Genomic DNA, 22,717 nt, shown 5'->3' with positions numbered 1-22,717 from the left:
ACGCCCAGATCAGGGGCGGCTGCCGTCCACAGCTCAGGCCGTCTCCGGCTGACTGGCGTCGACCCGCTGCGCCAGCATCTCCGCCACGCAGTGACCCACGCGCGTCACCGCGCGGGCAATCTCGGCATCGAACACGGCGTGGTTGAGACGCAGGCAGTGGCGATACTTGCCGGTGGCGGAGAACACTACCCCGGGGGCGATGCGGATGCCCTCTTCCATCAGGCGCTGATTGAGCGTGACGCTGTCGATGCCGTCAGCGCATTCGAGCCAGAGCATGAATCCCCCCGCCGGATAGCTGACCCGAGTCGAGGCGGGGAAGGCGCTTTCGATCACGTCGAGCATGCGGTCTCGGTTGCCCTGGTACTGGGCCCGCATCCGGCGCAGGTGCGGCTCGTGGTGCCCTTCGCGGATGAACTCGGCCACCGCCATCTGCCCCTGGGTCGCAGTGGAGCCGGTGCCGACGTACTTCATGTGCAGGGCGCGTTCGTGATAGCGCCCCGGAGAGATCCAGCCGATGCGCAGTCCCGGCGCCAGGGTTTTGGAGAACGAGCTGCACAGCAGCACACGGCCATCCTCATCGAACGACTTGATCGTCACCGGCCGCGGAAAGCCGTAACTGAGATCGCCATAGACGTCGTCTTCGATGATCGCCACGTCGAAGCGCCGGGCTAGCGCATAGAGCGCCCGCTTTCGCGCCTCCGACAGGGTGTAGCCGAGCGGATTGTTGCAGGTCGGGGTGAGCTGGATGGCGCGGATCGGCCACTGCTCCAGGGCCAGCTCCAGCGCCTCCAGGCTGATCCCGGTCTCGGGGTCGGTAGGGATCTCCATCGCCTTCATGCCATAGGCGCGGATCGACTGCAGGGCGCCGTAGAAGCTGGGGGAATCAACCGCGATGATGCCACCGGGCTCGCACACCGCGCGCATGGCGATCGAGATCGCCTCGTGGCAGCCGGTGGTGACCACGATGTCGTCGGGATGCAGCCGGCAGCCCTGGCCCACCGCGAGCCGCGCGATCTGCTCGCGCAACTCGGGACGCCCGTGCAGGGTGTCGTAGTTGAGCCCGATCAGATCCTGGCGCCGGCTGACCCGGGCGAGCGCGCGCAGCAGCGGCTTGAGCGTCGGCGCATCGATATCCGGCATGCCGCGGCCCAGGTTGTGCATGCTGGTGTCCGGCAGCACACAGGTGCCCTCGCGCACATGCTCCCACTGTGACACCTCGACCGGGCGCTGGGCAGTGCGTGCGACCGGCGGCGCGGGCAGGCGCTCGCGCCGCGGCGAGACGAAATAGCCCGACTTGGGCCGCGCCTCGATCAGTTGGGCGTCTTCCAACTGATGGTAGGCGTGCTGCACGGTGGAAAGGCTGACCCCGTGCGCCTGCGCCAGCGCGCGCACCGAGGGCAAGCGCTCGTGGACCTGATAGAAGCCGGCCTGGATACGTTCGCGCAGATGATCGGCCAACTGCTCGTAACGGTGCATGTTCCCCTCCCCGCATCGCATGACGTGTCACGCCAACCATTGTGTATGCTTGCGCCCGGCACTTCACGGGACAGATGGCTCGCAAAGTGGGCATACAGAGCGGAAAAACGCCCATCTGTGTGCCCGAGATAGTCATTTTCTGCCTCTGTGTGGCACGTCGGCGCCTGCCTAAGCTGGACGCTCCCCCTCGAGACACGGGAGTCACCGCCATGCGTTTCACACCCTTGCACCTGCTGGTCACCACGCTGGACACCGTGGACGGTATCCTGTGGGGCGGCTTGCACCAACGCCAACGATCGCTGCGACGTGACTCGCCCAACGCCTGGCAGCGTCACCGCACCCGGCGCCAGCTGGCGGAACTCGATGCCCAGCAGTTGCGGGATATCGGCCTGCTACCCAGTCAGGTGTACCGGGAGACGCATCGCCCATTCTGGCGCTGAGTCGACCACGGTGGTAGGCAAACAACCCGGGAAATAACCTGATGAGTAAGCACACACTATCAGCTGGCAGCTCGCCAGAATCCAATCTCACGTTGTCCGCGGCGCAGGTCCAAGGGCGGCGCGGCTATCACTATGTGCTGCTGGACGTCTTCACCGCCACGCCCTTCACGGGCAATCCACTGGCGGTATTTCCTGATGCAGCCGACCTGGATGGCGACACCATGAAGCGCATCGCCAAGGAGCTCAATCTCTCGGAAACCGTATTCATTACCGATCGCCGGCAGATCGATAACGTCAGCATTCGGATATTCACTCCCGGAGGAGAAATTCCTTTTGCAGGGCACCCCACCGTGGGTACCGCTTGCTTGCTGAAAGCGCTGGGGTGGCACGATGGCGAGCGTCCCCTGCTGTTAAAAGAAGGCGTTGGTGATGTACCGATCCGCTTCATGGGCAAACGTGCGCGCCTGACCACGGCGATGCCGCTCGAGATCACCGAGTGTCCTCTCACGATCGAGATGGCAGCAGAATCACTCGGCCTGCCGACGAGCGCCATTGCCTCACGACCCGTGGCGGCGTCCTGCGGGATACGATTCAATTTGATCGAGATAACCGACCTCGACAGTCTTCGACAAGCCCAGGTCAATAGTGCCCGGCTTCAAGCCGTGTTCTCGAATCCCGCTGACCGCGATCTCTATCTCTACGTTCGCCAGTCGGCACGGCAACTGCGCACACGCATGTTCGCACCTTCGATGGGGATTCCCGAAGATCCCGCAACGGGTAGCGCAGCGGCGCCTTTGATCGGTTACCTCTCCCGCCAGGAGTCCTTCGATCGAACGCTGGACTGGCACGTGATACAGGGCGTCGAGATGGAGCGCCCAAGCCATATCTACGGCCAGGTCGAGCATGGCACCCGCGGAGACATCATTCATATCGAAGGCGAATCCGTCATCATCGGCGAGGGAAATCTCTATCTCTGAGCGACATGCTCCTGTGCCAGCGAGCACTATACTGGCGGCAGTGCGAACGTTCAGAACGAGGCGAGACGATGTCGGAAGCGGTCAACGGTGACGCAGGGACTTACCACGGCGAATACAAGGTACCAGGCGGAAAACTGCTGGTGGCGGATGTCACAGTCCACGATGGGCGACTGGCATCGGTGCAGTTATCCGGGGATTTCTTCCTCGAGCCCGACGACGCGCTGGAAGCGATCGACCGCGCCCTCGAGGGCGCATCGGTCGATGCCGCTACCGACACCCTGATCGCAACGATTCAATCCGCACTGCCCCCGCAGACCGAGATGGTCGGACTCTCCGTGCCGGCCATCGCCACCGTGATACGACGCGCGCTCTCCCGGACGTCGGATTGGGGTGATCACCAGTTCGGCCTGATTCACCGCCCGCCAGAGCCACCGCTACTGCACATGGCGCTGGACGAAGTGCTGACCCGCGAGGTGGCCGAAGGTCGCCGCGGCCCGACGCTGCGGGTCTGGGAGTGGGATCGCGCCGCCATCATCATCGGCGTGTTCCAGTCGCTGGCCAACGAGGTCGACAGCGATGCGGCGGCTGCCGAGGGCATCGAGGTGGTCAGGCGCATCAGCGGCGGCGGCGCCATGTTCGTCGAGCCGGGCAACACCATCACCTGGTCGCTGATCGTGCCGGAAACCCTCGTCCAGGGGCTTACCTTCGTCGAAAGCTACGCCTTTCTCGACGACTGGGTGATCCAGGCACTGGGCGACATGGGCATCAAGGCCTGGTACGTGCCGATCAACGACATCACTTCCCCGGGCGGCAAGATAGCCGGCGCCGCGCAGAAGCGCATCAATGGCGCCGTTCTCCATCACGTCACCATGGCCTACGACATCGACGCCGACAAACTGACCCGCGTGCTGCGGATCGGGCGCGAGAAACTCTCCGACAAGGGCACCGCCAGTGCCAGCAAGCGCGTCGATCCCCTCAGGCGCCAGACCGGGCTCGAGCGCGAGACGATCATCCAGCGCATGATCGACTCGTTCGCCGCGCGCTTTACCCTGATGCCGGCGTCTCTCACCGAGGGTGAGCTGGAACGGGCACGTGCCCTGGCCAACGACAAGTTCTCGAGCGAGGCCTGGTTGCGACGCGTCCCCTGACATGACACGGCAGTTTCACTTACGGCTGCTAAGCTGAATCGGGTCAGCCGATATGCACCCTGCGAGTGCACGGCACCGAATAACATCGGTTATGGTTACGACCACGAGTCAATAATATCATCTTATAATAAAGGCGATTTTTGCGATCGCCAGCCCCTTCGGCACGCTTACTGCATGGATTGAATCGAGCGATGGCAAGGAGAAGGCTATGTGGTCGTTACTGCGACCCATTCGGGCGTTGCTGGGGAGCGTGGCGCTACTGCTGCTCGGCAATGGCCTGATCAACACCCTGTTGACACTGCGTGGCGCCGATGAGGGATTCTCGACCAGCCTGATCGGCATCATCATGTCCGGTTACTTCATCGGCTTCATTGGCGGTACCTGGATCAGCGGCCGGCTGATCAAACGCATGGGCCACATCCGTACCTTCGCGTTCTGTGCCGGCCTCTGCGCCTCGTCCGCGCTGCTTCACCTGATCTTCATCAACCCCTGGGTCTGGCTGGGTCTCAGGGTGATCTACGGCCTCTCCTTCATTACCCTGATGACGGTGATCGAGAGCTGGTTGAACAGCCAGGCCTCCAGCCACCAGCGAGGGCGGGTCTTCGCGATCTACATGGTGGTCAACCTGGGGGCGCTGGCCATCGCCCAGCAGATCCTGCGCCTGGATACCCCGGACGGCTTCCTGCTGTTCGCGCTGGCGTCGATCCTGATCAGTTGGGCGCTGTTGCCGATCACGATCACCAAACGCAGCCAGCCGGTCATGAGCGCGCGCCCGAAAAGCAGCCTCAAGGCACTGCTGAAATTCGCACCGCTGGCCGTTGCCGCCTCGATGATGTCCGGGCTGGCGATGGGAGCTTTCTGGACGATGACACCGGTGTATGCGCGCGGCGTCGGCTTCGACGTGGCCGGGGTCGGCGTGGTGATGAGCTGCGCCATTCTCGGCGGCGCGCTGCTGCAGATACCCATCGGTCGATTTTCCGATACTCACGACCGCCCCCGGGTCATGACCTACGTCGTGATTCTGGCCGCCGTCGCAGCGATCGCCATGCCGTTCGCCCCCAACCAGATGACGCTGCTCGGACTATATTTCGTCTGGGGCGGTCTATCGTTTTCGATCTACCCGATTGCCGTGGCCCAGTTGGTCGATCAGTTACATCCCGACGAAATCGTCGCCGGTTCAGCTGATATGCTGGTCGTACAAGGCGCCGGCAGTGCCGTCGCCCCGATTCTGGCCGGAGTGATCATGCATAACGTCGGCAACCAGGGATTACCGCTCTACATCGCCGCCGTCCTGGCGATGCTCGCTGGCTACGCCATCTACCGCCGACGTCGTGTCTCGGTGCTGGTCAGCGGCGATACGGCCCATTTCGAGCCCATGACACCCACCAGCAGCCAAGCCCTGGAGATGATGTACGACGACGTGCAGAGGGATCTGTTCGCCGACCCCAGTTTCTACGAAGAGCACGAACGCCAGCGAATCGTCGAGATGGCCGGCAAGGCCTGATCCCAAATCCAGGGGCTGTCGCCGTTTCATGCACGGCTGCGCCGAAACGGCGACGGTCCCTGCGCCACAGCCACTCGACGAACGCGCGAACCGCTCGCGCAGGGAAAATCGTCCCGGTCCCCTGAGGCCGGACAGGAGGAAAACATGCTACTTGCAACCGATCTCGACGGCACCTTTCTGGGCGGCGACTCCGAAGCCCGCCTGAGCCTTTACCAGACCATTGCCGCGCATCCGGACATCAAGCTCGCCTACATCAGCGGCCGCAGCCTGGAAGCGATCCTGCCGCTGCTGTCCGACCCGACGCTGCCTCAGCCGGACTATATCGTCGCCGATGTCGGGGCCAGCCTATATCTGGGTGACAGCCTGCAGCCGATCCAACCGCTGCAGAACGAGATCGACTCCCGCTGGCCCGGCGAATCCCGGATCGCCAGCGCCATGCAACGCTTTCCCGATGTGGTGCGCCAGGACGAACCGCAACTGCGACGCTGTTCCTACTACTGCCCGCCCGAGCGCGCCACGGACGAGGCCCTGGTTGCCCTCGCCCGGGAACTGGACTGCGAGATGCTCTACTCGTCCGAGCGCTACCTCGATTTCCTGCCAAAAGGAGTCAATAAGGGCAGTAGCCTGCAGAAACTGGTCGAATGGCTCGAGATCGACGAGGAAGAAGTGCTGGTGGCCGGCGATACCATGAACGATCTCGCCATGCTCACCGCCGGTTTCAAATCTGTCTGCGTCGGGGGATCCGAACCCAAGCTGCTCGAGCAGACCCAGAACCAGACGCGGGTGATGCACGCCGAGAACACCGGCTGTGCCGGCATCATCGAAGCGTTTGCCCACTTCGGCTTTCTCGGCGCCCATGGCGTGGCGGCGGAGAACCGTCGCGACGAAACCCAGACCGGCAAGGCCGAGCTGGTGATGGTCTACCACCGTCTGCCTTACGAAGAGTATCGGGTCGACGGCAAGATCCAGCGTCGCCGTCCGACCTCGCCCAACGGCATCATCCCGACGCTACTGAGCTTCTTCGCCGACCAGCGCGGTTCGTGGATCGCGTGGTCGATCTACGAGGAGGAGGACGAAGAGGAATTCGTCACCCACACCAGTGTCGATGCCAAGCAGTATCCGCTGCTGACGGCTGCCCGCGTCCCGCTGACCAAGGTCCAGGTCGACACTTTCTACAAACGCTTCTCCAAGGAGGCGTTCTGGCCGACCTTGCACACCTTCTGGGAGCGCGCGCACTTCCGCGAGGACGACTGGGAAGTCTACTGCGAGGTGAACCGCGCCTTCGCCGAACGCACCGCCGAAGAGGCCGCCGAGGGGGCGCTGATCTGGATTCACGATTACAACCTGTGGATGGTGCCGGCCTACCTTCGCGAGATGCGCCCAGATCTGCGCATCGCCTTCTTCCATCACACCTATTTTCCCTCGGCGGATGTCTTCAATGTGCTGCCATGGCGCCGCGAGATCATCGGCAGCCTGCTGCAGTGCGACTATGTCGCCTTCCACATCCCGCGTCAGGTCGAGAACTTCGTCGATGTCGCCCGCGGCGTCGTCCCGCTGACCACGCTGTCCCGCCAAGGCTGCGCGCCGCGATTCCTGACCTACGGCTGCGCGGTGGGACTCGAGACCATGACCACGGCGGTCGATACCGGCTCCCGGGTGGTGAGGCTCGGCGCGCACCCGGTGGGACTGGATCTCAACCGGATCAGGAACGCGCTCGACCAGGAGGGCGCCAGTTCGCGCATGGCCGAACTACGCCAGGAGTTCGAGGGCGTCAAACTGATCCTGTCGGTCGAACGGCTCGATTACACCAAGGGCATTCTCGAGAAGCTCCGGGCCTATGAACTCCTGCTCGACGAGAACCCCGAACTGCGCGGCAAGGTCACCCTGGTCAGCATCTGCGTGCCCGCCGCCCGCGAGATGACCATCTACAACGAGCTCCAGACTCAGATCGAGCAGACCATCGGTCATATCAACGGCCGTTTTGCCGATGTGGGCTGGACGCCGGTTCAATTCTACTTCCGCGGGTTCCCGTTCGAGGAGGTCGTCGCCTGGTACGCCATGGCCGACGTGATGTGGATAACACCGCTGCGTGACGGCCTCAATCTGGTCGCCAAGGAGTTCGCCGCCACCCAAGGCATGACCCAGGGATGCGGCGTGCTGGTGCTGTCGGAATTCGCCGGCGCGGCAGCGGAGTTGAAGGGCGCGATCCTGACCAACCCCCACGATCTTCACGATCTGGCCCGGACCTGCTACCTGGGGCTCAACCTGCCTCGCGCGGAAGCGGAGGCACGCCTGCGCCAGTTGAACGATATCGTCGAGTACAACGACATCCGACGCTGGGGCGACGAATTCATCGCCGCCATCCAGGGCCAGGAACCCGAGGGCACCGAAAGCCCTTCCAATCCGACCAACGACCTGGTCTGACGGGCTACGAAAGCAGCAGAATGACGGCGCCGGGCGGCGCCGTCAGGCCTCGTCGGTCCACCATTGGCCCTGGTGCCTGGCGTCATCGGCCAATACCGAGGCCAGCGTGGTGAACGCCTGGTCGAGTTCGATGTCGAGCTGCCAGGGCGGATTGAGCATCAGCAGCCCGCTGCCGTACATGCCACGCTCGGCAGCCGGCTCACGGATTTTCAACTCGCTGCGCCACAGCTTGGGAATGCCGGCTTGTCGCAGCGTGTCCAGCAGCAGTCGATGACGCCCGGCCGGCAACAGCGGATACCAGATCAACACCACCGCATGGCGCACCTTTCGCACGACCTGAATCAGCGTCTCGGCGACCTCTTCGTACTCATCTTTTTTCTCGTAGCTGGGATCGATCAGCACGCACAGCCGCGGCGTGGAGACCGGCACCAGCTTCGCCAGCCCCTTGAGACCATCCGCATGTCGGCGCTGCACGCCAGCGTGGGGCGATACCGCCTGATCCGACAGATGCCGGTGCTCGCCGGGATGCAGCTCGAACAGCGTCAGCCGGTCCTGGGGGCGAAGCATCGAGCCCAGCCACCAGGGGGAGCCGGGGTAACGACTCAGTTCGGTCCCGGACTGTAGTGTCGCCAACGAGGTCAGCCACTCCCCGACGGGCGACTCGGCGGCAAAGCTGCGACGCTTCTGCCACAGTCGCTCGACACCGTCACGAAACTCGCCGAGCTTCTGCGTTTCTGCCGCAGCCAACGGGTAGAGACCGCGGCCCGCATGGGTATCGACGAAGCTGATGGCGGAGGATTTTCGCGCCATCGCCGAGATGAGTCGCCTCAGGCCGAGGTGTTTGTGAACATCGGCAAAATTGCCGGCGTGATAGGCGTGCTGGTAGGCAAGCATGTGCGTCTGTCCATCAAAAAGGGCGCGGCACTTGGCCACGCCCGGATTCGAGATCGATACGTCGACCGTCTCGTGACGGCGGGTCGTCTCAGGACTGCCGGGTCGGCGTCAAAGTGATTTCGACGCGACGATTCTGGGCGCGCCCGGCATCGGTCTCGTTGCTGGCGATCGGGTTCTTCTCGCCGTAGCCGACCGCATTGATTCGACCGGCTTCGACACCACCCTGCTCGAGATAGGTCGCCACCGACTGCGCGCGGCGCTCGGAAAGCTTCTGGTTGTAGCTCTCCGAGCCGGTGCTGTCGGTGTAGCCGGCCACGTTGATCCGGGTTTCCGGGTAGGAGCGCAGCACCGCGTTGACGTCGTTGAGGGCCTGTCGTGCCGGCGTCTGAAGGTCGCTCGAATCCACTTCGAACGTCACGCTGCTCGGCATGTTGAGGATCAGATCGTTGCCGTTGCGCTCGACACCGATGCCCGTGCCGTCCAGGCGATTGCGCAGCTCCTTCTCCTGGGAATCCATGTAGGCACCGACGCCACTGCCGATCGCCGCGCCCGCTGCCGCACCGATCAAGGCACGGTCCCGCGTGCTGCTGCCACCATCACCAGTGAGCGCCCCGACGACGGCACCCGCCACCGCACCGATACCGGCACCGCCCCAGGTATTGGAGTTGCCACCACCTTGCTGCTGCTGGGTGTCGGCACCGTTGGAGGCGCAGCCTGCCACCCCGACCGCCACGGCAACCGGAATGGACAACCAGAACGTCTTTTTCATCATCTTCATGCTTGGAGAGCTCCTTGCTTGCCGACCGTCACGTCTCGCCTTGTCATGAGGTGCGTGACGATGAATCCATCACTGCCCGGCCTTCGCCGGCGGGGAGAGCTAAGCCTCCTCGTCGAACAGCGCGAGCAGATCATTCAAGAATAACAGGCCTTGCGGGGTCGCTTGCAGACGTGATGGCGAAGTCGCCAGCAGACCTTTTTGTCGCGCCGCGTCCAGGCGAGGCGTTAGCTCAGACAGCGGTCGCCCGGTATGGTTTTCCCAATCCTCGGCATCGACGCCTTCGGTCAGGCGCAGGGCGTTCATCAGGAACTCCAGCGGCAAGGCCTGATTATCCACGTGCTGACTTCCCGCCACGAATCCTCGCGGGTCGTTCATTCGGCGCAGATAGGCTTCCGGCTGCCGAGTCTTCCAGCGCCGCTCGATACGCCACTGCCCCGCCGGGTCGATAGAGGACAACTTGCCGTGGGCCCCGGCACCGATACCCAGATAGTCGCCGAAGCGCCAGTAGTTGAGATTGTGACGCGCCTGTCGCCCGGGCCGGGCGTAGGCGGAAATCTCGTAGCGCGAGAAGCCGGCCGACTCGAGCAGGTCATGCCCCGCATCCTGGATATCCCAGAGCCTCTCCTCATCGGGCAGCGGCGGCGGATGGGAAAAGAATTCGGTGTTGGGTTCCAGCGTCAGTTGGTACCAGGACAGATGTGTCGGCTCCAGCGCCAACGCCTGCTCGATATCCCCCAGCGCGGTCGCCAGCGTCTGGCCCGGCAGGCCGTGCATCAGATCGAGGTTGACGTTATCGAAGCCCGCCTCCCGGGCGCTGGACATCGCGCGCTTCGCTTCCCCGCCGCTGTGGATGCGTCCCAGTGCTTCGAGTTGATCGGCGGCAAAACTCTGTATGCCAATGGAGAGCCGATTGATCCCCGCGCGCCGATATCCCTCGAAGCGCGCCTGCTCCACCGTCCCCGGGTTGGCCTCCAGCGTGATCTCGATGTCCGGGGCAAAGACGAGACGCTGACGCAGACCGTCGAACAGACGCTGGTAGGCCACGGGGGAGAAAAGGCTCGGCGTCCCGCCGCCGATGAAGATGCTGACGATCTCGCGACCCTGCACCGCCACCAGGTCCTGCTCGAGATCGGCCAGCAAGGCATCGACGTACCGACGTTCCGGCAGCTCGGCGCCTCGACCCACGCCGTGCGAATTGAAGTCGCAATAGGGGCACTTGCGCACGCACCAGGGTACGTGGATGTATAGCGCCAGCGGTGGTAGATCCATCATTCCCGGTGCTTTTCCGATTCCCTGAGCTGCGTCAACAGTGCCTGCAGCGCACGTCCCCGGTGGCTTAGCCGATTCTTCTCCTCGGCGCTCAGCTCGGCAACGCTCATGCCCCGTTCGGGGATCCAGAACAGCGGGTCGTAACCGAACCCCCCCTCGCCACGCGGATAGGCCAGGATATCGCCGGGCCAGTCGCACTGGACGATCAGCGGTACCGGGTCGTCTGCATGGCGCAGGTAGACCAGCACACACCAGTATCGCGCCGTTCGCTCCCCCTCGGGGATCTCCTTGAGCGCCTCCAGCAGCTTGGCGTTGTTGGCGCTGTCCCGGGACTCGCCGCTGCCGGTGTCCCCGGCATAGCGCGCCGAGTAGATGCCTGGCGCGCCGGCGAGGGCATCGACCGCCAAGCCGGAGTCATCGGCCAGCGCCGGCAGGCCACTGGCACGGGCGGCGGCGCGTGCCTTGAGGATGGCATTCTCGACGAACGTCAATCCGGTCTCCTCGACGTCGTTGACGCCGAAGTCCGACTGCGGCTGGACCTGCAGCCCCAAGGGAGCGAGAAGCTGTTGAAATTCAGCCAGCTTTCCGGGGTTGCCACTGGCGACGACCAGATTCTCTACAGACGGGTTCATGGGCGGGATTCCTGACAAAACGTTCATTCTACGGGGTGTGGCATTCGAGGCATAGGAAACCCTGGGCCGGGAAGCCATCAATCACTCATCATATCGGGATGAGAAACCTCAGTAATTCGCCTGCCGAGGCTTCCGGGTCCTCATGAGCGCGAGCGTGTTTTTTCTCGAAAAGGAAACATTGTTTTTTAAAAAGCTAGAGATAATTTTGCAAATAACAAATTGATTTAATTGAATAAATTAGATAAATTAAGCACCGCTTAATTGTCGCCTTCGTGTCAATTTTTGAAAACCTCAATACCCTATATTTACAACGCATGGGTTTTATTAACACTATTGAGCTCCAACAATCACGGAGCCGCAGTAGGTTACTCAGCTAAGGATCACAACGAAAAAACGTAAAACACTAATTAAAATCCTTCAAAGGGATCAGACCATGAACACTGAACACACCGACATCGTTCTCGTTACGGATTGTAACTCACAGTCCGTGCTATTTCTGGATTACATCCACCAGAAAACGGGTTGCCGAGTCTCGGCACTCAGTCCCCAGGATCGTTTCCCGGTACCCGAAGGCAGCAGAGTGCTCGTATTACTGGATGGAGATCACGTCCAGGAGAAGGACCTGCTGGCCTGGAACACCAGAGCCGAAGAGAGCGATGCCATCATCCTGTCGGCTTTCAATGTCCGCGACAACAAGCAGGTCATGGAGCTGTTGATCGGCATCCACCTCCGTGGCGTCTTCTACCGCCAGGACAGCCTCGAGCTCATCTGCAAGGGGATCATCAAGCTTCTCGGCGGAGAGCTCTGGATCTCCCGGCCTCTTTCGGCGATGTTGATCGACTTCTATCGCCGCCAACAGGTCAATACCTACCGGCCCGTGTGCGGTCTGACACGAAGAGAACTGGAGATCGTCACGCTGCTGGTTTCCGGTGCGAGCAATACGGAGATCGCGGAAAAGCTGTTCGTGAGCGAGCATACGGTCAAGTCGCACCTCTACAACCTTTTCCGCAAGATCAACGTCCACAACCGCATTCAGGCGACCAACTGGGCACGGCAGAACCTGGGGACGATTCCGGTCATGGCCTCGCGCTATGCTAACGGGCGTCGCTGAAGCCGCCGCGTAACAGCCTGTCACTCAGCCAGGAAGCCAGTGAAACATGGCTTCCCGGCTCTCTCAGTTTAGCCGCATCCGCTCCTGAATCAGAGAAGCTAGCGTCAGGTTGGCATCCGGCGCGGTGGTATCGAGATGCACCAGGTGGGTCGTCTCGTCACTGGCGAATGGCTCGAAACGCTGAAGTTGACGCTCCAGAATCGAAAGACTCCGCTCGGACGGCTCTCCGCTACGCCTGGCGCGTTTGACGATACGGGCCCGCAAGGTCGCCCGGTCGGCCTCGAAACTGACGATCAGCACTGGCAGACCACGCTTCTCGGCTTCGAAACGTAGCCGCTTGCGCTGTTCCAGCAGCAGGCAGGTGGCATCGATGCATGCCGGCAACCCCGCTTCGAGTACCGTGCCCGTCAGTTCGGCCAGCCGACGATAGGTCTGGTCGGTCGCTGTCTCGCTGTAGACGGCTTTTGCATCGTCGGGTGCCGCGGTAAAATCGAAAAGCCGCTTGCGTTCGACATCGGAGCGTATCCGCACCCCGCCCAGCCGTCGCACGATCTCCTCGGTGAACCGGCTCTTGCCACTGCCGGAGACGCCGACCGCCAGGATCAGGTAGGGAAAGCGGAATTCGCTGTACTCCTGGGCCATCGTCAGATAACGGCGAAAGACCTCTATCGGCTCGCCACCGGGCAGATCGTCCATCACCCCGGCATCGTGGTCTCGCACCAGTTCGATCCGGGCTCTGAGCAGGGCTCGATAACGCTTGTAGAAGTTGAGCAGCCGTACCGCCTGGTAGTCGCCGGACAGCTCGAGGTACCGGTTGAGCGCATAATGGGCGAATTCCCGCTCGCCACGGGCTTCCAGATCCATGATCAGGAAGGCGAGCTCGCAGGCCACGTCGCACCAGCGCAGACGATCGTTGAACTCGATGCCGTTGAACAGGATCGCCTTGCCCTCGAACCGCACCGCATTGCCGAGATGAATGTCACCATGGCTCTCGCGGATGAAACCCTCTCTCCAGCGCGATGCCAGAATGGGTTCCAGACGCGCGAAGCTCTCGAGCGTCAACGTCTTGACGTTGGCCAGCTGCTCGAGATCGCCAGACGATTCCAGCAGCGGCTCGATCACGTCGAACTCGCCGACCAGCATCTCGTGAATGCTCGGCGGCGACCCCAAAGGATTGTCCCCCGAGGCGCTGGGAGCGGATTCGTGAAGCGCCACCAACTGGTCGATGAGATCGTCGATCAACTCCGCCGACAGCTCTCCGCTGGCCTGCAGCGAGCTCAGCAGATGGCGGGTGCTGAACTGACGCATCTTGACCGCGTACTCGATCGGCGCGCTGTCGTCGTTGACCCGGGGCGCCTCCTCGGTGCCCGAGATGGCCACGCAGCCAAGGTAGAGCGCCGGCGCCACGCGACGATTCAGCGCGACCTCCTGCTCGCAGAGGCGCCGGCGCTTCTCCAGCGTCGAGAAATCGAGAAAACTGCCGTAATCCAGCGACTTCTTGATCTTGTAGGCGTAATCGCCGGTCGATACCACCCAGGAGATGGGGGTTTCGAACACTTCGACGGCGCCGATCGGATGATCGAAACAATCACTCTCCTTGAGCGCCTGTATCAGCGTTCGGCTCATGCGTCGTCTCCCTGTCAGTGGCGTTCGTGACTCATTGTTGACGCATGGCGGCGAAGGCACGCTCGCTGGCCATCAAGGTCGTCTGAATATGGTCATGGGTGTGAGCGCTAGACATGAATCCGGCCTCGAATGCCGAGGGTGCCAGGTAGACGCCGGACTCGAGCATGTGCGAGAAGAAATCGCGGAACGCCTGGGCATCGCACGCCATGGTCTGGCCAAAATTGTCGACCCGCTGTTGGGCAGTGAAGAACAGGCCGAACATGCCGCCGGCACGCTGGGTGATCATCTCGATACCGGCATCGCGGGCACGTGTCTCGAGCCCGTCGCAGAGCGTCTCGACCCGGGTGGACAGCGCCTCGTGGAAACCTGGCTGGCGTACCTTCTCGAGCAGCGTGATACCGGCCGCCATCGCCAGCGGATTCCCCGATAGCGTGCCGGCCTGATAGACCGGACCCAGCGGCGATATCTGTTCCATGATGTCGCGCTTGCCACCGAAGGCGCCGACCGGCATGCCACCGCCGACGATCTTGCCGAGGCAGGTCAGATCCGGCGTGATCCCGTAGTGCGCCTGGGCACCGCCCAGCGCCACCCGGAAACCGGTCATCACCTCATCGAAGATCAATACGCTGCCGTGGCTATCGCACACCTCGCGCAAGGCTTCCAGGAAACCGGGCTGCGGCGGTATGCAGTTCATGTTGCCGGCCACCGGCTCGACGATGATGCAGGCGATCTGTTCGCCCATGGCCTCGAAGCACTCGTGCACGGCTTCGATGTCATTGTAAGAGAGTGTCAGGGTGTGCTCGGCCAGTGACGCCGGCACGCCGGGCGAGCTGGGCTCGCCGTGGGTCAAGGCACCGGAACCGGCTTTCACCAGCAGCGAGTCCGAGTGACCATGGTAGTTGCCCTCGAACTTGACGATCTTGTCGCGGCCGGTATATCCCCGCGCCAGCCGGATCGCCGACATGGTCGCCTCGGTGCCGGAGTTGACCATGCGCACCATGTCGATGGAGGGAATGATCTCGCAGATCAGATCGGCCATGGTGGTCTCGATCGCGGTCGGCGTCCCGAACGAGAGCCCGCTGTCGAGCCGTTCGCGGACGGCGTTGAGCACCTCGGGATCGGCATGTCCGGTGATCATCGGCCCCCAGGAGCCCACGTAGTCGATATAACGCTTGCCCTCGACGTCGAACAGATAGGCGCCCTGAGCGCGCTCGATGAAGACCGGCGGCTGGGACATGCCCTTGAAGGCTCTTACCGGAGAGTTTACGCCGCCGGGAATGTGGCGGCAGGCACGCTCGAAGAGCTCGGCGGATGTGGTCATGGTGTTCTCTCTAGCGTTGATCGATTACAGAATGACGGCCGATCCTGGTATTCGGCGAAGCGCCATCGCCAATCTGGAGTTTGAGTTCGCGCACCGCCCGCGCGATATCCGGCCTACCAAAGACGGCATGGACCACAGCCAGGATCTCGGCGCCGGCTTGTCGTGCCTCGGGGGCGGTGCGAGCGTCGATGCCACCGATGGCGACCCGGGGCAACCCCAGATGAGCCACCTCCTCGAGTATCGATAGCGACGCCGGCGCGGCCTCCGGCTTGGTGCGCGAGGCGAAGAAGCGCCCGAACGCCAGATAGCTGGCACCGGACTCGGCCGCCTGGTGCGCCAGGACCGGGGAATCATGGCAGGTGGCACCGACGATGGCTCGGTCGCCCAGCCGTTGCCTGGCGGTTGCCAGCGAGACGTCGTCCTGACCGACGTGCAGTCCGACGATATCCCCCCAGCGCTGCTGCAGTCGCAGCGCCAGTTCAAGATCGTCGTTGACGATCAGCGGCACCGCGTGGCGCTCGCACAGTGCGGCCAAGGCATCGCCCTGCCGCCAACGCCGCGCGGTATCCGCGGACTTGTCACGGTACTGCAGCAACGCGATTCCCTCGCTCAGCGCCGATTCGCAGGCCGTGAGCAGCGTGCGATCGTCCGGCAACAGCTGGCTGTCGGTGATCGCGTAGAGTCCATTCAGGGTCGATGAAGGCGGGCGCGTCGACATCATCACTCCAGCGTGGCATCGAAGTCCGGCGCACGCCAGACCCGGTCCGGTAGATACTGGCCCTGACCCAGCGCCAGACCGTTATCCAGCGTATCCCAGGTGAACCGCTGCGCCTGGGCGCAGGCCGCTGCGAGCCCCTCGCCGGCGGCCAGCCGGGTCGCCAACGCCGACGCCAGCGTGCAGCCGGAACCGTGATAGTCGGCAGGCAGGCGCGGCCACTGCCACTGTCGGTTGAGTTCGGGCGTATGCAAGGTGTGAACCACGTGGGCCTGCGTCGACTCCTGCCCCAGGGGATCGGTACCGGTCACCAGCACCGCGGCGCAGCCCAGGGACATAACCTCGACCACCCGAGCCACTTCATCGGCGTCGTCGATCGTGGAGAGTAGTGCCAGTTCGCGACGGTTGGGTGTCAAGATATCCACAAGGGGTAGCAGGCGATGGCGAATCGGCTCGATCAGAGCGGGTGTGGATAATTCGGAACCGCGGCCGCTGCGCAGGACCGGGTCGACGATCAGCGGCGTGCCGGGGCTCATCCGGGCGACATCGATCACCGCTTCCAGCACCTCGAGATCGGGGATCAACCCCACCTTGATCGCCGCGATACGGAAGTCGTCGAACAGCACCCGGGCCGCACGACGAATGAAATCGCCGCTGCACGATTCGACGCTGACCACGTCGCGGGTCGACTGGACGGTCATGGCGGTGGGCACGGTCACCGGCCAGCCACCGCAGCCGCGCACGGCCTCGGCATCCGCGACCAGTCCCGCGCCGCCGCTGGGATCGTGGCCCGCCAGCACCATGACCACGGGCTTGTCTTCGTAGCGAATCATGACGCCTCCCCCGGGACGCTCGTCACCGCCGGGGAGCGTGTGGCGAGATAGCCGTTCATCTCTCGCATGGGAGCTCTCCTCATCGATCGCTTCGGTGTGTCCTGAGTCTCGACACCAGGCGCGTTCATCCTATCAACGTTTACGTCGATAATAGTTCTCGATCGCCTCGCGAGTGATGATACCGGAAATCTTGCGAATCATCGGCGCCGTGGTGTGCTCGACATAGAGCGCGTCGACACCGGATTCGTTGAGCGTGTCGTAAGCCTCGGAGAGCGTCGCCTCCAGGTGCACCGGCGCCAGATCGAGACGCTGCCCGGGCACCTCCTCGAGATCGATACGCTCGTGCTCCGCGAGCCACTCCTCATCGTGCAGCACCCGCGCCAGGTGGGCAGCCTTCATCGCCAGTGGCGGCTTGTCCTTGTTGTCCTGGACGATCACCAGCCAGGTCGGCTTGGAATCGAGCAGCGCCTTGGCCCTGTCATGATCGATGACTCTCGGCGTACGGACCAGGTTGCGCTCCATCACCGCCGGTACGGCAACCCGCGACAACGCCTGCATCAACGGCTGCTGCAGCGGATGGAGCCCCTGCTGGGTCAGGCTGGAGAGGAAGAATCCCTGACAGCGGCAGAGCTGGCGTGCGGTGAGAACGGCGACCACCACCGCCAGCATGCCCGGCAGCATGATCGACGAGTTGCGGGTCAGCTCCAGCAGCGCCAACAGGGCTGCCAGCGGGGCCTGGAGCGCCGCCGCCATCATCGCCGCCATGCCCAGTACCGCGTAGAGATTGGGCGTAGTGACCACGCTCGGCAGCAGCGCCCCGCCGACCATGCCCATCACCGCGCCGACCGCCGCCCCGGAAACCAGCATCGGCCCGATCACGCCCACCGGCACGCCGCCCGCCATGCAGAGTCCGGTCAGCGCCAGCTTGACCACCGCCAGCACCAGCAGCACGTCCAGCGCCATCGGCCCGTTGAGCATCTGCTCGAGACTGTCGTAGCCGATCCCCTGCACCTGCGGGTACCACCATGCCACGGCTCCGGTGAGCAGGCCGATGGTCGCCAGCCGCAGAGCGAAGGGTATCCGGGCGATCGACGGATGCCCCTGGGCCAGGCGCACGAAGCCACCGGCCAGCACGCCGACGACCAGCGCGGTCAGCACGATCCAGGGGAGATCCAGCAACGAATTGAGCTGCAGCGGCGGCACACTGAACGCCGGCTCCGACCCGTAGACCGCCCACGACACCAGCGCGCCCATGGTGGCGGCGAGTATCACCGGCATGAAGCCGGCGATGGTGTACTCCATCATCACCACTTCCATGGCGAAGATGACGCCGGCGATGGGCGTGTTGAACGACGCGGAAATGCCCGCTGCGGTGCCGCAGGCCACCAGCACGCGCAGGCTGTTGTGCGGCAGCCGCAGCCGCGAGCCGATCCAGCTCGAGGCCGCGGAGCCGAGGTGGATCGCCGGCCCCTCGCGGCCGGCCGATAGCCCGCCGATGACCGAGATCACCCCGACCCACCACTGGTTGATCCAGTTGCGCAGCGGCATCTTGCCCTGGTGGTAGGCGAGGCGCTCGATGACATGGCCGATCCCCATCTTCAGCGCCCGGCTGGGCTGCGGCCACAGCCAGAGTCCGATCAAGGTGACCGCGATCAGCGGCAGCACCGCGCGAAACGTTGGCGGCAGCGTCTCGAAGGCTTCGGGATTGTCACCGGGAATGAACAACAGGGCGCCGAACTCCAGCAACAGTCGGAAAACGACCATCACGGAGCCTGTCAGAATGCCGGCGAAAATCCCCAGCAGGCAGAGTTGGGGCATGGCATCGACGCTCGCCAACTGGCGTCGGAAACGTTCGAGGCTGGGACGTCGTGGGACGAACCGCGGCACGCGTGACAAACTCTCCTCCTTGCCCGATCTCGATCGCTCGTCTTTGGTGCGCGATACCTGCCAGGGTGGCGGTCACATCGTGCGAGCGTTACGTAACTGACATCATACACCGATCCTCGACTGTCGGCGGTGAGTACCCCCGACACTAAAGTTGACCCTTTTACTCGGTATTAACGATAATGGAGGTGTGATGGCGGCCCCGCCGCCCTACGTCATTATCGACAGCCCGGTCACGGCCGGCACCAACGGGAGCGTGACGATGAGTACAGTGGAGTCTTTCGCTCCAACCCCGATGTTCTTCACCGACGCCGCCGCCAGGCGGGTCAGGGCCCTGGTCGCCGAAGAGAACAACCCCGAGCTGAAGCTGCGGGTCTATGTCACGGGCGGTGGCTGTTCGGGGTTCCAGTATGGATTCGACCTCGGCGACAAGACGGCCGAGGACGATACCGTCATCGACAACGGCGACGTCAGCCTGGTGGTGGATCCTCTCTCCTACCAGTATCTGGTGGGCTCGACGGTGGATTTCGAGGAGGGGCTCGCTGGCGCCCGATTCGTCATCAAGAACCCCAACGCCCAGTCCACCTGCGGCTGCGGGGCCTCGTTCTCTATCTGAAGCGGCAGTGACGTACGGTCCACCGTCCCTGGCTGCGGCCTAGGTCGACTTGACCTTCAGTAACAATCTTCCTCAAGGTAGTCATTGATTGTCCCGATCGAACAATGACTTGAGGAGCTTATGAAAAACAACATGACGCCGAGCCACTGGCTCGCCATCCCCGCCGTCGCACTCTCCCTGAGCGTTTCCGGTCTGGCTTCGGCTCAGGACACCACGCTCAAGGCCGTCACCGACCCCAGCTTCGTCCCGTTCGAGATGATGGATCAGGAGAGCGGCGAGATGGTCGGTTTCGATATGGACATCCTTCATGAGATCGCCGATCGCGCCGGCTTCGACGTCGATCTCAACACCATGGATTTCAACGGCATCATCCCCGCCGTGCAAACCGGCAACGTCGATCTGGCCATCGCCGGCATCACCATCACCGACGAGCGCCAGCAGATCGTCGATTTCAGCGACCCCTACTACGACTCCGGCCTGCGCATCCTGGTTGCCGATGGCAGCGACGTCGGCTCGCTGGACGACCTGGAAGGCAAGCGCATCGCCACCAAGATCGGCTCCACCAGCTACGACTACCTGCAGGAAAAACTGGGCGATAGCGCCGAGATCACGCCCTATCCGGGCAGCTCCGACATGTACATGGCCCTGATGGGCGGCAGCGCCGATGCGGTCTTCTACGATGCGCCCAACGTGGGCTATTTCGCCCAGACCAAGGGCGAGGGCATGGTCAAGACGGTCGGTCCCCTCTACGAGGGCCAGCAGTACGGTATCGCCTTCGCCAAGGGGAGCGACTGGGTCGAGCCGGCCAATGAGGCTCTCGAGGCCATGCACGAGGACGGCACCTACGACGAGATCCACAAGAAGTGGTTTGGCGAAGCACCGGAATCCAAGTGACCTCGCCCGCCTGACCAGGGGCCGCGCCACTGGCGTCGGCCCCCGGATGGTTTGTGGAGAATGCCACTCCCAGAGTGGCCGGAGATCTCTCGTCGTGACGCGATGAGAGATCTCATCGTTGCCAACGGAGAACCTCGTGGAATTCAACTTCCAGTTCGACTGGCAGGCGGCAATCGATTCGCTGCCGTTCCTGCTCAAGGGCTTGCCCTACACCCTGCTCATCTCCTTCGCCGGCCTCGCCATCGGCTTCGTCATCGGCATCGTCTTCGGATTGATGCGAATCGGCCCTTCCCGCTGGATACGCTGGCCCGCCGTGGTCTATGTGGAGGTGTTTCGCGGCACCCCGGTGCTGGTCCAGGTCCTGTTCATCTTCTATGGCCTGCCGACGCTACTCGGTGGCCCCATCGACGCGCTGACCGCCGGGATCGCGGCCATCGCCCTCAACGCCGGTGCCTATATCTCCGAGATCGTGCGCGGCGGCGTGCAGTCGATCGAACGGGGCCAGCGCGAGGCCGGGCTGTCGCTGGGACTTTCCCCGCCCCAGACCTTCCGCTACGTGATCTGGCCCCAGGCACTGCGCCGGATGATTCCCGCACTCGGCAACCAGGGCATCGTCAGCATCAAGGACACGTCGCTGTTCTCGGTGATCGGTGTGGGTGAGCTGGTCCGCCAGGGTCAGGTCTATATCGCCAATACCTTCACCGCGCTGGAAGTCTATTTCATGATCGCCCTGCTCTACCTGGCGATTACCCTGAGTCTGTCGTTGGCTCTGAGTCTGCTCGAACGCAAGGGGTTATTGGGATGAACGATAGCGCAAACCGGCAAGAGACCACCCAATCGTCCGGATCGTCGCCGATCGTGCGTCTCGAAGGGGTCAACAAGCACTTCGGCCGTCTGCACGTGATGCAGGACATCGACCTGAGCGTGGCCCAGGGCGAGGTCGTGGTGATCATCGGTGCCAGTGGTTCGGGAAAATCGACGTTGATCCGCTGCGTCAATGGCCTCGAGCCCTTCCAATCCGGTCGTATCGAGGTCGACGGCAAGACGCTGCTGCCCAATGGCGCCAGCGGCAAGTCGCTTCAGGCAGTCCGTACCGAGGTCGGGATGGTGTTCCAGCAGTTCAACCTGTTCCCGCACCTGTCGATCCGCGACAACGTCACCCTGGCGCCCCGCAAGGTCCGCGGCATGACCCGGCGGCAGGCCGATGCTATCGCCGACAAGCTACTGGAGCGGGTCGGCATCTCGGATCAGGCCGACAAGCATCCGACTCAACTCTCCGGAGGGCAGCAACAGCGCGTGGCGCTGGCCCGGGCGTTGGCCATGGAACCTCGCCTGATGCTGTTCGACGAGCCGACCTCGGCGCTGGATCCGGAGATGATCGGTGAAGTGCTGGATGCCATGCGGGAACTGGTCAACGACGGTATGACCATGATGATCGTCACCCATGAGATGGGCTTCGCCCGCGAGGTCGCCGATCGCGTGGTATTCGTCCACGGCGGCCAGATCGTCGAACAGGGCCCGCCCGACCAGTTGTTCGATCAGCCTCGCCATGAGCGTACCCAGGCGTTTCTCTCCCGCGTGCTCAAGCACTAGCGACCGGCTTCTCAACCAGATGGCACGGATGAACCTCCTCCGTGCCTGCCCTCCAAACCCGCTCCACCTCTTCCTCCTTATCGGTTCATCCGGATCGGATTCGGCCATGGACGCCGTACGATCGAGACAGCTTGATCCGGAAAAACGCCGACGTGATGACAGATTTCATCGCCCTTGGGTTATCCCAAGGCATATTTTTTGCCTGTGGACAGTTTTTTCGCCGATTCGCCTCCAGCCCTGACGCCTCAGGCTCTTCGCCACGATCGAGGGTTTGTTGACCGTCGCGGTAACAGCTACCGTATGCAGCGGTGGATAACCCGTGCGCGGTCGCGCCTGTGTACAAGAGGCGAAGCTGTCCACAGGAATCAACGCCCCTGTCAGCAGGCTCGCCAGAGCTTTTCAAACAATCGAATAACAATCCAAGATAATGATTCTATGGGTGAATTTTTACTTATCCACGAAAAGTGTCCACACCAATAGTCACTACCACTACAGAACTTCTTTATATATTTTTCATTTTTTTAATAATGAATCTGATGACTGACGGATCGGCTCGATCCCGATGTGGAAAACCCCTGACGG

Annotated in this window: 20 protein-coding genes; 10 read left to right on the top strand and 10 right to left on the bottom strand. The window is 63.0% G+C overall.

Going from position 1 to position 22,717, the window contains the following annotated elements; translation table 11 throughout:
* Window positions 1-33 precede the first annotated feature (33 nt).
* Entirely contained in the window at window positions 34-1,476 is a 1,443-nt protein-coding gene (locus DOM56_RS02910; RefSeq protein WP_110707389.1) for a PLP-dependent aminotransferase family protein, read from the bottom strand.
* Between the two features lie 209 nt (window positions 1,477-1,685).
* Between DOM56_RS02910 and DOM56_RS02905 the strand changes: the two genes are divergently transcribed.
* The 5 genes from DOM56_RS02905 (at window position 1,686) to ggpS (ending at window position 7,969) form a co-directional block, all read left to right on the top strand.
* A complete protein-coding gene (locus tag DOM56_RS02905) occupies window positions 1,686-1,916 on the top strand; it encodes a DUF1127 domain-containing protein (protein WP_110707388.1) in 231 nt (76 codons plus the stop codon).
* Window positions 1,917-2,050: 134 nt separating this feature from the next.
* Window positions 2,051-2,893 (top strand): PhzF family phenazine biosynthesis protein, encoded by an 843-nt coding sequence (locus DOM56_RS02900; RefSeq protein WP_157958141.1) that lies wholly within the window; start codon window positions 2,051-2,053, stop codon window positions 2,891-2,893.
* Window positions 2,894-2,961: 68 nt separating this feature from the next.
* A complete protein-coding gene (locus DOM56_RS02895) occupies window positions 2,962-4,041 on the top strand; it encodes a biotin/lipoate A/B protein ligase family protein (protein WP_110707386.1) in 1,080 nt (359 codons plus the stop codon).
* A gap of 208 nt (window positions 4,042-4,249) precedes the next feature.
* The gene (locus tag DOM56_RS02890; protein ID WP_110601640.1) at window positions 4,250-5,545 is read left to right on the top strand and encodes an MFS transporter; all 1,296 of its coding nucleotides are present in this window, start codon (window positions 4,250-4,252) and stop codon (window positions 5,543-5,545) included.
* 144 nt (window positions 5,546-5,689) lie between these two features.
* Window positions 5,690-7,969, top strand: coding sequence for a glucosylglycerol-phosphate synthase (gene ggpS / locus DOM56_RS02885; protein WP_110707385.1), 2,280 nt, complete (start codon window positions 5,690-5,692; stop codon window positions 7,967-7,969).
* A 42-nt stretch (window positions 7,970-8,011) separates the two neighbouring features.
* Here ggpS and rlmJ read toward each other — a convergent pair whose 3' ends face one another.
* From rlmJ to rdgB, 4 genes are all read right to left on the bottom strand, one after another.
* Window positions 8,012-8,863, bottom strand: a complete 852-nt coding sequence (gene rlmJ / locus DOM56_RS02880) for a 23S rRNA (adenine(2030)-N(6))-methyltransferase RlmJ (protein ID WP_110707384.1) — start codon at window positions 8,861-8,863, stop codon at window positions 8,012-8,014.
* A gap of 88 nt (window positions 8,864-8,951) precedes the next feature.
* On the bottom strand, window positions 8,952-9,632 hold the full coding sequence (locus tag DOM56_RS20030) for an OmpA family protein (protein ID WP_110707594.1): 681 nt from the start codon (window positions 9,630-9,632) through the stop codon (window positions 8,952-8,954).
* Window positions 9,633-9,740: 108 nt separating this feature from the next.
* Window positions 9,741-10,913 (bottom strand): radical SAM family heme chaperone HemW, encoded by a 1,173-nt coding sequence (gene hemW, locus DOM56_RS02870; protein ID WP_110707383.1) that lies wholly within the window; start codon window positions 10,911-10,913, stop codon window positions 9,741-9,743.
* Window positions 10,910-11,542: an RdgB/HAM1 family non-canonical purine NTP pyrophosphatase gene (rdgB, locus tag DOM56_RS02865; RefSeq protein ID WP_110707382.1), complete on the bottom strand. Its 633-nt coding sequence runs from the start codon at window positions 11,540-11,542 to the stop codon at window positions 10,910-10,912. Before rdgB ends, hemW begins: the two co-directional genes overlap by 4 nt.
* Before the next feature lie 433 nt (window positions 11,543-11,975).
* Here rdgB and DOM56_RS02860 point away from each other — a divergent pair, with 433 nt between their 5' ends.
* A complete protein-coding gene (locus tag DOM56_RS02860) occupies window positions 11,976-12,653 on the top strand; it encodes a LuxR C-terminal-related transcriptional regulator (protein ID WP_110601647.1) in 678 nt (225 codons plus the stop codon).
* 63 nt (window positions 12,654-12,716) lie between these two features.
* On the opposite strand, the gene DOM56_RS02855 is transcribed toward DOM56_RS02860, so the two are convergent.
* The 5 genes from DOM56_RS02855 to DOM56_RS02835 form a co-directional block, all read right to left on the bottom strand.
* Window positions 12,717-14,279 carry a bifunctional aminoglycoside phosphotransferase/ATP-binding protein gene (locus DOM56_RS02855; RefSeq protein ID WP_110707381.1) on the bottom strand — a complete coding sequence of 521 codons (1,563 nt, stop codon included), beginning with the start codon at window positions 14,277-14,279 and terminating at the stop codon, window positions 12,717-12,719.
* Window positions 14,280-14,310: 31 nt separating this feature from the next.
* Window positions 14,311-15,600 (bottom strand): glutamate-1-semialdehyde 2,1-aminomutase, encoded by a 1,290-nt coding sequence (hemL, locus tag DOM56_RS02850; RefSeq protein ID WP_110707380.1) that lies wholly within the window; start codon window positions 15,598-15,600, stop codon window positions 14,311-14,313.
* Window positions 15,601-15,610: 10 nt separating this feature from the next.
* A complete protein-coding gene (thiE, locus tag DOM56_RS02845) occupies window positions 15,611-16,318 on the bottom strand; it encodes a thiamine phosphate synthase (protein WP_110707379.1) in 708 nt (235 codons plus the stop codon).
* 2 nt (window positions 16,319-16,320) lie between these two features.
* Window positions 16,321-17,148, bottom strand: a complete 828-nt coding sequence (locus DOM56_RS02840) for a hydroxymethylpyrimidine/phosphomethylpyrimidine kinase (protein ID WP_110707378.1) — start codon at window positions 17,146-17,148, stop codon at window positions 16,321-16,323.
* Window positions 17,149-17,280: 132 nt separating this feature from the next.
* Window positions 17,281-18,966: a chloride channel protein gene (locus tag DOM56_RS02835; protein WP_110707593.1), complete on the bottom strand. Its 1,686-nt coding sequence runs from the start codon at window positions 18,964-18,966 to the stop codon at window positions 17,281-17,283.
* 328 nt (window positions 18,967-19,294) lie between these two features.
* Here DOM56_RS02835 and erpA point away from each other — a divergent pair, with 328 nt between their 5' ends.
* The 4 genes from erpA (at window position 19,295) to DOM56_RS02815 (ending at window position 22,135) form a co-directional block, all read left to right on the top strand.
* Window positions 19,295-19,648, top strand: a complete 354-nt coding sequence (gene erpA / locus DOM56_RS02830) for an iron-sulfur cluster insertion protein ErpA (RefSeq protein ID WP_110707592.1) — start codon at window positions 19,295-19,297, stop codon at window positions 19,646-19,648.
* A gap of 132 nt (window positions 19,649-19,780) precedes the next feature.
* On the top strand, window positions 19,781-20,542 hold the full coding sequence (locus DOM56_RS02825; protein WP_110707591.1) for a transporter substrate-binding domain-containing protein: 762 nt from the start codon (window positions 19,781-19,783) through the stop codon (window positions 20,540-20,542).
* Between the two features lie 136 nt (window positions 20,543-20,678).
* Window positions 20,679-21,347 (top strand): amino acid ABC transporter permease, encoded by a 669-nt coding sequence (locus tag DOM56_RS02820; protein WP_110707377.1) that lies wholly within the window; start codon window positions 20,679-20,681, stop codon window positions 21,345-21,347.
* A complete protein-coding gene (locus tag DOM56_RS02815) occupies window positions 21,344-22,135 on the top strand; it encodes an amino acid ABC transporter ATP-binding protein (protein ID WP_110707376.1) in 792 nt (263 codons plus the stop codon). The genes DOM56_RS02820 and DOM56_RS02815 overlap by 4 nt, the downstream gene beginning before the upstream one ends.
* The last annotated feature ends 582 nt before the right edge of the window (window positions 22,136-22,717 follow it).

Origin of the sequence: Salinicola sp. CR57 (assembly GCF_003206585.1) — a bacterium.
GTDB lineage: Bacteria > Pseudomonadota > Gammaproteobacteria > Pseudomonadales > Halomonadaceae > Salinicola > Salinicola lusitanus.
The sequence above is the reverse complement of the archived record's forward strand: the minus strand, read 5'-3'. Positions and strand labels throughout refer to the sequence as shown.